General features: G+C 63.7%; 5 protein-coding genes. 2 read left to right on the forward strand and 3 right to left on the reverse strand.

Annotation, left to right across the window (positions count from 1 at the left end):
- Positions 1-165 precede the first annotated feature (165 nt).
- From ASF40_RS13095 to ASF40_RS13105, 3 genes are all read right to left on the reverse strand, one after another.
- Positions 166-828, reverse strand: coding sequence for a hypothetical protein (locus ASF40_RS13095; RefSeq protein WP_056369657.1), 663 nt, complete (start codon positions 826-828; stop codon positions 166-168).
- Positions 829-1,074: 246 nt separating this feature from the next.
- Entirely contained in the window at positions 1,075-1,725 is a 651-nt protein-coding gene (locus ASF40_RS13100) for a hypothetical protein (protein ID WP_157549662.1), read from the reverse strand.
- A gap of 197 nt (positions 1,726-1,922) precedes the next feature.
- Complete coding sequence (locus ASF40_RS13105; RefSeq protein ID WP_056369661.1) at positions 1,923-4,661, reverse strand: AAA family ATPase; 2,739 nt, start codon at positions 4,659-4,661, stop codon at positions 1,923-1,925.
- Between the two features lie 367 nt (positions 4,662-5,028).
- On the opposite strand from ASF40_RS13105, the gene ASF40_RS13115 reads away from it, so the two are divergent.
- Both ASF40_RS13115 and ASF40_RS13120 read left to right on the forward strand, forming a co-directional pair.
- Positions 5,029-9,813 (forward strand): sacsin N-terminal ATP-binding-like domain-containing protein, encoded by a 4,785-nt coding sequence (locus ASF40_RS13115; protein WP_082497037.1) that lies wholly within the window; start codon positions 5,029-5,031, stop codon positions 9,811-9,813.
- Positions 9,810-11,330 (forward strand): NERD domain-containing protein, encoded by a 1,521-nt coding sequence (locus ASF40_RS13120; protein ID WP_056369665.1) that lies wholly within the window; start codon positions 9,810-9,812, stop codon positions 11,328-11,330. The genes ASF40_RS13115 and ASF40_RS13120 overlap by 4 nt, the downstream gene beginning before the upstream one ends.
- The last annotated feature ends 49 nt before the right edge of the window (positions 11,331-11,379 follow it).

An 11,379-nucleotide genomic window follows, 5' to 3' on the forward strand; every position in this document is an offset into this window, starting at 1 on the left:
GCGGGAGCGCTCGCGAGGTCGTTGCAGCGCGCGGGTCTCCGAGCGGGCCGATCTGGAGGTCGGTAGTAGCGGCGCGCGTTCGTTTCGACGGGCGACATCTCCGCTTAGCTCTGGACGAACGTCCGCGGCGAGAACATCGCGTGTCCGAGGCCCAGCGAGGCGAATCTAGGTGGTCGGAGGGTTGTCCTTGCGCCATTGCTCTTCTGCCGCGCGCATCTCAGACCAAGCGGCGAGACCTTTTGAACCGCAGTCGCAGTTGCGCGGGTAGGTTCCGTTACGGACCTCCTCCGGCGCGAGCTTTCGAGCGAGCCTCGTCCGACGCTGTACCTTCATGCCGAGCGCCGACGTTGACAGTCGCATCCTCCAACTCGGGTGCGTCAGCCATTGGCCAGTGCCCCAGATGGAAAGAGCGCTTTGTACGCTCCTTACCCGTCGCTGATAGGCGGTGTCGGCCTTCTCGTAGTTGCTGTCGCTCCACTCGTTGCGGTCGCGGTTGAAGTGCATCCACGAGTGCAGGGTGTTGTACTCGTCCCACAGTGTGAAGTGCCAGTCGTACAGCCACTGTCGCGCCCATGCGCTCCTCCGAGGTTGGAGCATCATAAGGTCGACCGACTCCTGGACCGCCCAGTTGATCGTGTGCATGTCGTAGTAGTGGGCACTTGCGCCGTAGGGCGGTACGAGTCGCATGAAGGCGACCTGCGGCCCGTCGCTCGATACCCACTCGTCGCCGATCCCGAACACGGTCTGGAGTTTGAGTTTGACCCACTCCTGCCGCGCGTCGATCGCTCTGTCGTTGCGACCGAACACACGCTGCATGATCGGGCCCACGATCGCGCCGATGACGCCCGAGAGAGCACCGACCAGGACGACTATCCACAGCGGCTCGGTGGGGTTGACGTCACTCAGAGTAGTGAGCGGTTGCGACAGCGCACCCCGCTGTGGGAGATGACCTGCCGCTATGTCTGGTGTTGGCGATCGGGCGGGGCATGCGCCAGGGCTGCGCGCATTGAGCGCGAGGCATACTGGCGAGACCGCGTTTGGTTGAGGGTCGCTGAGCGAAGCGCGAGTTGGGCTTCAGCTGGAGCGATAGATGTCCACGCTGCCGGTACGCACCCGAGTAGCGAGCACGAGGGCGAGGATCCCGAGGCCAAGAGTCCGCGACAAGAATCCGACGGTACCGAGGAGGACGGCGATCTCGGCGTACACCTGCGTGCCGGCAGAGCCCGCAGCGGAGAAGAGAATCTGCGGAATGACGCCGGCAGCGGCCGAAGCGATCAGCGCCCACAGGGGTGCCCAATTCCAAGGGCGCGGAACCACTCCGGCACGCGCAATCTGCACGGACGCGAGCAGTGACGCTGCGAGCGAAACCAGGAGGTTCGCGAAGAACACTGCCGTGAGCACGTTCTCGGCTTCGCGATAGGCAGCCATGCCCGCTTCGAACGTCGCGGCATCCATTGTCGGCAGGAACGGCTGCACAGCTCGGGTCATCAACGGCCAAAGCGCGACAACCGCGAGTGCGATGACCCCGAGTGGCCGGCGAGCCACGACGCTCGCTTCACGCGAGAGTCCGACCGCGAACAGCAGGACAGCGGCGGCGAAGACGACATCGAGCACGAACCCGGTGGTCTGCGCGATCCCGAACAGGGAATACTGCAGCATCCCCATCACCCCGCACACGATGAGGCCGATGCCACCGATCATCCAGGTCAGACGCCGCTGTCGCATTCTCCGACCATAGTCGGCGGAGCCGACGGGACGTTGCTTCGATCATACGGTTCGACCGCAACGACCGAGCGCTCGAGAAGGGTCCATCACCAAGACAGGCGAGGAGATGTCGCGAGCGCCTTACATGACGCATCCGACCTCGCCCGAATAGCCGGGCCGAAAGACTTCCCGCTGAGCGCCCCGCGGATGGGACGCCGCTACATCCCGATGCCGCGTCCCGCACTCGGCGCTCCAACCACCGGCCCCGTAGCCATCGCCGCCTCGCGGTTCCGCGCCGCGCGCCGCACCTCGGCCTGGGCAGCGCGCACAGCATCCTGCATCGTCAGCTCCGGAGTGCCGCGCTGCATCGACTCGGCGAGGCACTCGCGGGCCGCGGCATCCGTCCGCGCGACGACGATCGCGACGTTGCTCAGCCGCCCGCGCGTGAGGCCTACGTAGAGTCCCGCGGCATCGACATCCGGCCCGACCACTGACGCATCGGCGGTGTCGCCCTGCACGCCGTGCACGGTGGACGCGTAGGCGAGCTGCAGGTGCTCGCGCGCGTACTCGGTGGACACTCGCGCCACCTCGCCGCTGTCGCTCACGGAGACAAGAGACAGGTACTCGTCGCGGATGCCGCGCACGATCCACTGCGCGCGATTCTCGACTCCCGTGAGCCGGTCGTTGCGACGGGTCTGGACGGTGTCGCCGACGAGGATGCGCTGCTGCGCCATTCCCCACGCGGCGACGCGGACGTCGAGCTCGCCCTGATCGACTCGCCGCTGCTGGATAGCGTCGTTGATCGCATCGGCCTCAGCATTCGTGCCAGATACCAGCGTCACCCGCTTGCCGCGCGCGTGCCAGTCGAAGTACGCGTCGATCATCCGCTCACGCGCCGCGTCGTGATGGTCGACCCGGTCGACGTGACCGTGCTCGGCAAGCTCGCCCGCGACTACCAGCGCACGCGCGCGATCACCCGCATCCCGGAGCCGCAGTGTGAGCGCTGCGTAATCGGGATCGCGGAACCGGTGCACCGTGTCGAGCTCGACCGCAGCGTTCGCGTGCCGGATTGCGGAACCCATCGCGCCCGCATGCCCGACTGGCAACGCCTGATGCGTGTCACCCACGAAGGCCAGCCCGACACCCTGCTCGATCGCGAGCTCGACGAGGACGTTCGCCGTCTGCAGGTCGACCATGCCGGCTTCGTCGACGACGATCCGATCACGAGATCGCAACACGTACTGGGTTGGTCCGCCGTGTACGGCGCCCGTGCTGGGATCGACTTCTCCCACTCGAAGCCTGGTCCACACCTTCGCGCCGGCCTCGTCGGTGGCCCATCGGTAGCCGTGGTCCAAGAGAAGGGCATGAATACTGGATGCCGCGGCCCCGACCTCGCGAGACGCCACCGACGCCGCCTTCCGCGTGGGAGCAACAACGAGCATCCGCCGCCCTTGCGATGTGAGCGCCGCGAACGCCGCGCGCAGCATCGTCGTCTTGCCTGTGCCGGCGGGGCCGGTCACCGTTACGAGCCCATCCGTGCCGGCGATGGCGCATGCGGCAACGCTTTGCGACGCATCCAGCGCCGACAGATCCTCGTTCGGCGCGAGCCGACGCAACTCGTTCGGCAGCAGGCAGCGCCCCGGTCGGGCGAGCACGTCCAAGCGGCCGGCGAGTCGCACCTTGGCGCGCACGGTCTCGGTCGCCATGAACGCCTTGACGTGTGCTGGCGACTCCGCAACGAGCCGATAGACGGAACGCGTGGCACGCTCCGCAATCTCGGCGATCACGCCGTCGAGCCGGTCGCGCTCCGCAACGACGCCCGTGCGCGAGAGCGCGCGTATTGCGCCCGCGCGGATGTCGAAGATGCTGAACCTCCCGCCGCATGATGTGGACCGTTCGTCCGCGTCGACGACCGCCTGTGCAGCGAGCAGGTCCAGGTCGACGGCATGCGGGTCTGTGGCAGCAACCGGAATGGCCACGCGAGGGGTGGTCAGACTCGGATCGATTGCTGAGATTTCGTCGTGGACGCGCGCCTCCCACGACGCCTCATCGAGATCCGCCGGCTTGTTCGGACGCGACACCGCCCACGCCCGGCGATCGATCTGCTGCAGCGCCTCCACGCTCGGCGCAGACCTTCCGTGCCCCGCCGACCACTCCGCGATCAGGCGCGCGCGGTTGGCCTCGATCTGCGCCGACCGACGCGAGACGGGTCGGACGGCGCCGGCGAGCTCGGCGATCTCGCCAGTGTCGTCGAGCGTGTACCCGTGGCGGGCGAGCGCGGCGATCCAGACCGGATCCGTGCGGGCGGCGAGCTCACCCTCGGCGTTGACGACGGTGTGCAGTTTCATCGCAACGCGCGAGTCGAGGTTCGACCACTTGCCGTCCGCGCCGAGCACCTTGATGTTCAGCCAGAGGTGGCGGTGGATGTGCGGGTCGAGCGCGCGGGAGCGCCGATGCTGCAGCTCGACGACCTCGATGCGGGTGATCTCCTCGCGGATGAGCCCGCCGTGCCCGCGCCTCGCATTGAGCTCCGTCTGCCACGTGAGCAGGATGCGCTCACGCAGTCGGTCCTGGAGCGCTTCGAACTCGGCGGCGAGCTCAGGATGCAGCAGCGCGGCGATGCTGTACGACTTCGGGTGGTTGATCGTCCCGTCGAGCAGCAGGTCGGCGTCGGGGCTCAGCCGCTGATGCCCTCGCTCTTTCCCGGTGACCGGGTCGTGTCCGGTGAGCCAGACGCGAAGGCCGCCGGCAGTGAGCTCGTCGGAGGTGATGATCCCTTTCTCGACAATGAACCGCGAGACGGTCGAATCCGATGTTGCACTGTACGCTTCGAGCGCGTCAACGCCGGGGGAGTGCTGCAGGTGGGCGTCGCAGGTGCCCTTGAGCGCGTAGCCGATCGCGTGTCGAACCCCTCTGGATTCGACACCTCGCTTCCATCGCTCGAGGCCCCCGCGCATGCCGACAGGATAGGGTGCGTTTTGCCCATTATCCAGGGATTTTTATGGCGTGCAGGTATGTGCAGGGGAGTGCCGCTAAAGGGCGTCGCTCACCCATGGTGCCTGCGTGCATTGCTTCCTGTTCCTCGTGGATTGTCTCGTCTTTCGTCGTCTTCGTCGTCTTCGTCGTCTTCGTCGTCTTCGTCATCTACTTCCGGGCGTGCGGCGACTCGATGGCCCTGGTCGACAACCTGTTTTCTGCACTTGCGCCGCTGGGGATCTATGCGAGCTCTCGACACGTCGACGGGGAAAATCGTTGGCCCTCGACCGGAGTCTGGATCTGACCGGATAGCGTGCTGTCTAGACTGCCGTTTATTGGGGGTAAGTGGTGACCGACACTGCTCAGGCATGGACGCCTGAACCGATTCTCATCCGCGAAATCGAAGAGCAATTCGAGCGAGCCATCGGTTCGTATCGCGCAGACCCAAAGCTCATCGTCGAGCACGCGAACCTCGAGGAGTCAATCCGAGTTGGGGGCTACGCGAATCGCACCCTGCTGGAGCTGGTTCAAAACGCGGCTGATGCGATGGCTGGCACCACACCCGGTTCGGACGAGCTGGGTCGCGTAGAGATCGTGCTCGACCCAAGCTCGAAGACCCTGTACTGCGCCAACTCTGGGCGAGGGTTTTCGAAGCAAGGGCTTGAAGCGATGGCCCACGCCTACTTGAGCGCGAAGCGGGGCGATGAGATCGGGCGATTTGGTCTGGGATTCAAGTCCGTCCTCGCCCTGACCGACTCCCCGCAGGTGCTGAGCCGGAGTGTGTCTTTCGAATACAACTCGCCCATTGCGAAGACTGCGATTCGAGAGGTTGGATCAGGCGCTCGGCGCCTGCCGGTGCTGAGAACGGCAACGTTACTTGACGCTGGCGAATCCATCGCGCGCGATGCCACGCTGGGGGAGCTCGCGAGCTGGGCAACCACGGTGATCAGACTTCCCGGCATCCTTCACGTCGACCGCATTCAGGCCGAGATGAGGACCTTCGCTTCGGAGTTCCTACTGTTCGTGGGCGCCGTGAGAGAGATCCACCTCCGTGTCCTTGGCGACCAAGGCTTCGAAACGAGCCATGTCTCTCGTGACATGGGACTCGGGCGCTTCAAGATCGAAAGACCCGATGGCAGCGGCGACGAGTGGATCGTAGGAGACCGGATGCATGCACCGTCGCCTTCGGCACGCCGAGAGGTGGGAGAGGCGGTCTCGAGAGACGAGATCAAGATCAGCGTCGCTGTACCTTTGCGTCCGCGCCGAGCCGGCCTAAGGGAGAAGGACGATCGCGGTACGCAGGTTGGGCAGTTCTGGAGTTATTTTCCGCTGCAGGACAACACCTCAGCCACCGGTTTCTTCAATGCGCCCTGGAGTGTCAATGACGATCGCACGACATTGCTGCGCAATGAGTACAACCGAGAGATTCTCGCCACGATGGCGGAAGTCTTCCTCGAGCTTGTCCCGCAAGTCCGGACTGCCGAGGATCCGGCGGCTCACCTCGACTACCTCCCTGCTCGCGGTCGGGAGGAACGGTCGTACGGTGACTCGATCCTGTGCGCAGACGTGCCGCGCCTCGCTGGCCAAGGCGGATTAGTACCCGACAGTGCGGGGACGCTCCTATCAGCGGCTGAGCTGGTTCCGCTTGACTTCGCCGTCATCGACGATCTGAAAATCGATGAGTCGGTTCACAAAGCATGGATCGAATCGCCCAACACCGGCGGCGATGTCCCTCACTGGAAGTGTTATAGCTCCAGTCAGCGAGTACTCCGTCTTAGCGAGGTCTTCGCTGCGAGCAGCGATCCCGACCTGTTCTTCGAGGACGCCGGGCCGCGGGCGCGCCGTATCGAGATGGCTCTCAGATCTCTACCCAAGCGCGGGATGTTGTCCTGGCTTCGAGAGTGGGCGGAGGGAACGCACCTGATTTCCACCGCCAACGCATTGCGCTTCTGTTTCGACCGGCGGACGAATCCGACCGTCATCGAAGCTAAAGTCATTCCCACATCGAGCGGCGCCAAGGCCCTCAAGGATAAGGATCTGGTGTTCCTGCACCAGGTGGAGGACCTCGAGATCGAGGGTGCCGTCTTCGTCGACCCCGGCTTTCTCGCGCATGCCGAGATGGAGAAGCTGCTCCGCGAATGCGGATTCCGTGATCTAGATCCAATCGCGATCCTCAACGCTCGCACCGCGGTGCTCACCCCGAACGCCGATACATCTCTACAGGGCAAGTTCTGGGACGCCGCACTCGGTGTAAACCCGCGCGACGCGATGAAGGTCATCTCAGCTCACCCGCAAGCAGTCATTCTTGTGCCCACGAGGGGCGGCGGGTGGGCATGGCCGCAACAAACATTCGACCTCGATGAGACTCTCCCCGGTGCAGATGGCAACCTGCTGCTCGATCACGAGCGTTGCTTTCCGGCGGTCGCACATGCACTCGGCGTCGTCCGTGCGCCTCAGGCGGACTACCCGTTCGAGGATGAGTTCGCCGCCGCCGATTATGAGAAATGGGTGCTGCGGGAGCTGAACTCGCGCCTTACCCCCGACGATCGTCCGATCGAACGCATCACTCTCTACCCGAGGCGTGACTCATCGCCGGGACCGTTCTCCGTCCTCCTCATGCTCGCCGATTCAGATGCGAGCGCGCCTTCTCGCGAGCTCTGGACGCGAGGACTCATGGAGTTTGGCGACAGCGCGTGGGACTGCGAGGACATCGACACCGGAGCCTCGTATGCCGTTCCGTCGCCGGTCAGGTGGGCAGTGGACGCTGTGGGAATCGTGAACTCCAGCCGCGGATATCTCGCGCCCCGACAGACCGTCTCTGCATCTCTGGTGAGGTACGACGGCCTCGTCCCTCTGTTCCGTGGTCCGCGATCAATGGAAGAGTCGCTCGGGCTTCCCGAGGACCTCGAATCCATGTCCTTCGAGGTCGCGAGAACCGCCCTGGGGCAGGATCTGTATCCCGCCACACTGAAGGACGACGTCCTCGCCGAGTTCATTCTCATCGCAGCAAGGATCGTCCAGAACGAGGCACCGCTCACCTCTATACCGTCACGGGTGCACCGCGCGATCGAGTCTCGACCACCTGGGGCGGTGTACCTCGCCACCACAGACGAGCAGGAGTCGTTCCTGCGTGCGAAGCAGCGGCCCTACCTACGTGTGTCACCGGATCAGGCAGACCAATTCGTCGCCGACGTCGGTTGCCGACGATTCGAGGAGAGCTTTTCGTTCTCGATGGTTATCGAGGGCCAGCAGGACCTTCAAAGGATCCTCGACGCGTATCCCGGATTACGCACAGAGTTCTCGGTACGACTCGCTGGCGTTCGATTCGCAAGGGCGCTCCACATCGCTAAACGTGTGACAACTGAGGACGGCGTCGAGGACCAGCCGTTGGACTGGCATCTTGATGGTCACGATCTCGTCGTCCGTGCCGATGCGGACGACCGACGAGTCTTGTCGCTCTTGAGCGAGGCGTTCGAGCTGCGACTGAACAACGCGCAGTTGAGCGCCATTCTTCAGGCCGGCCAGGACCATCGGCTCGAAGTGCTACGCCAGCAAGCACGAACGATCGAGTCGGATGCCGACCGTTTGGATCTCTACATCGGCCCAGATGACTTGAAAGACGCCCTACCCACCGGCCTATGGACCGCGCTCGAAGCGCAGGGTCTTGTTGGCGAACACACGTCCGCGTCCGAGCTCTTTCTGACGGTGTACGGGTCGGACTCCCTGAAAACCCTTGCGGACCGTTTCCGGGAAGAGGGTTACTCAGACGTCCCCGACACCTGGGCGGGCTCACCAGCGGCGATCTCGTGGGTGCGGAAGATGGGATTCGCGTCGTCGTATGCGGGTCAGCGAAACCAGCCTCGCCCCGAAGAATTCGTCGTCGCGGGTGCAGTTCGGCTGAACAAGCTTCATACCTTTCAGAAGAAGATCAGCGAGGACCTGCGTACGGTCCTCACCCAGCCGTCGGCGGCAGGCCCCTCGCAAAAGGGAATGGTCGAACTGCCGACCGGTGCGGGCAAGACGCGCGTCGCAACGGAAACCGTTCTGAGACTGTTCGTCGACGAAGTACTTAGCGGCACTATCCTCTGGATCGCACAGTCTGCCGAGCTTTGCGAGCAGGCCGTTCAGACTTTCCAATCTGTGTGGCGCTATCTAGGCGACGAACGTCCGCTGACTATCGGCCGACTCTGGGACACCAACATGGTCCACGAGCCGGACACCGAGTTCGCCGTGATCGTCGCAACGGACGCCAAGATAGCGACCATCATGGACCGCGACGATTACGCATGGTTGAGCACGCCCGCCGCCGTATTCATCGACGAGGCACATCGCGCCGGAGGATCGGGACGCTACAGGAAGATCCTGAGTTGGCTCGGCGTCGACGGGCGCAGCTGGGAACGCCCTCTCGTCGGTCTGTCGGCAACACCGTTCAAGGGAAGCGCGGACGATTCGAGCGGCACCAGAGAACTTGTCGCCCGTTTCGGATCGAATCGGTTAACGGCCTTCGAGTCGGATGCCTACCGGCAATTGGTCGCTTTGGGGGTGCTTGCCAAGGTCCGGCACGAGGTACTCCCCTCCGGCATCAACGTGGAACTGAGCGAGCCCGAGCAGACCACGCTGCAGACAAATCGTCTGATCGACCGCAATCTCTATGAGCGGATCGGACGCAACGAGCAGCGAATGCGGGTGCTCGTCGATCACATCCTGAGCGTCCTCGGCTCGCACCCCGATTGGCCGATATTGGTCTTTACACCGAGCGTTCTCTCAGCACAGGTACTCGCGGCCTCCTTGCGCTACCGCGGCATAGAAGCGGCTTCGGTCAGTGGACAGACCGGCCGCCAGGAGCGACGAGATGTGATCCAGAAGTTCCAAGAGGGCAAGATTCGCGTACTCGCCAACTGTGACCTGCTCGTACAGGGTTTCGATGCCCCTGGTGTACGCGCTCTCTACATCGCACGCCCAACATTCAGCCCAAGCGCCTACATCCAGATGGCTGGTCGAGGGTTGCGCGGAAAAGAGAACGGCGGCAAGGAGGAGTGTCTGATTGTTGACGTTGCTGACAACTGGGGTGCGATGAATGACTTCCTCGGCTACAGGGACTACGAAGATCTGTGGGAGGAGCAGAGCGCATGATCCTCGTTCCAGACCTCGCTGACATTGAACGAGTCGCTAACAGCGACGCCGAACGCCGACTCGCGCGGCTCCTCCGACAAGTCGACTCAGATCCAGACGCTGTGGCGTTCTACTCGGTGCGGCTTCGCTCTCACGCATACAAGCAACAAGCGGAGGCCGACTTCGTCATCCTCTTCCACGGTGTCGTCGTCGTCGTCGAAGTCAAGGGCGGCGGTGTGAGGAAGCATGATGGTGTTTGGTACTCAGTCGATCGCCGCGGCGACTGGCACAAACTTGCGACCTCTCCGATGGAGCAGGCGCAGTCCGCGGCATTTGCTCTTCGAGACATCCTGAAGGATGAGGGGCTCGGCTGGTTCGCCCATGAAGCCATTGTCGTGACTCCGGACATCGACTCGCCGCCCCACTCCGTCGAGTGGCGTCCCACACATTGGGTTGCGAAAGACCGGATGAGCGTCGATGGCGTCGCGCACGCGCTGCAAGACGTTGTAAGTGCCGCGCGAAGTGCCCCCGTGAATCAGAAGCTCGCCCGCATCACTGACTTGAGGGCCCGGCTTTTTGGTGAGTTCACCCGTGTCCCAGTGATCGATGCACAGCGAGGCGCAGTGCTCGAGGAACAGAATCGCGCAACCGAGGGTCAAGCGCGTGTATTAGCATCGCTCGCACGCAATCCGCGAGTACTGGTGCAGGGAGGGGCTGGCACCGGGAAGTCCGTTGTCCTGGCGGAGGGCGCCAAGCAGGAATCAGACCAAGGTCGACGCGTCCTCATCACGTTCGGATCCCCTGGCCTTGTCGACTTCTTTGCGCCCCGAGTCGCGGGCAGAGACGTTGACGTCATACCGTTCCATTCCCTTGTTCAGGGGACGAGATATGACGTGGTGTTCGTCGATGAAGCACAAGACCTCATGACCGCGGACGGAATGGACGCTATCGACGCACTCCTCGTGGGTGGTCGCACGGGCGGCCGATGGCGAATGTTCCTCGACCCGAACAACCAGGCTCACATCGACGGTGCGTTTGATGGGGATGTGCTTGAGCTCATCGCGGCCGAGGCGACATCGCTGGATCTGGATCTGAACGTTCGCAACACTCGAGCAATCGTTCACGTGGTGCAGGAGTACCTCGGAGCAGACGTTGGGGACCCCGGCATAGTGCATGGGGAGAAAGTGCGGTGGCACACACCAACCGGCTCAGGGGGCGTTGAGGAGGGCGAGTCCGCGGCATCAGAGCTCGTGTCGGATGGTGCGAGCCGCTCGGGCGTCTGGATCATCAGAGCGGATTCAGTGGATCCTCCCGCGCTCACTGCCGGCGGATTCACGATCACAAGCCCACGCTTCGCGAAAGGACTGGAGGCAGAGCATGTCGTCGTGTGCTGCCTCCCAGCTGAGTATGACGTACCCGGCTTGGCCGCGTTCTACGTCGCCGTCACGCGTGCTCGGGTTTCGCTGACCATCGTCGCGTCTGCGGCGGACAAGCGACGTCTGCAAGTCCTCCTCAAGAGCCGCCTGGAGCAGAAGTGACATACACGTCAGCGCAGCGTCTTGCCCTTCGTCACCTCCGCGCCGCGTA

It is taken from the genome of Microbacterium sp. Leaf288, assembly GCF_001422925.1.
GTDB lineage: Bacteria > Actinomycetota > Actinomycetes > Actinomycetales > Microbacteriaceae > Microbacterium.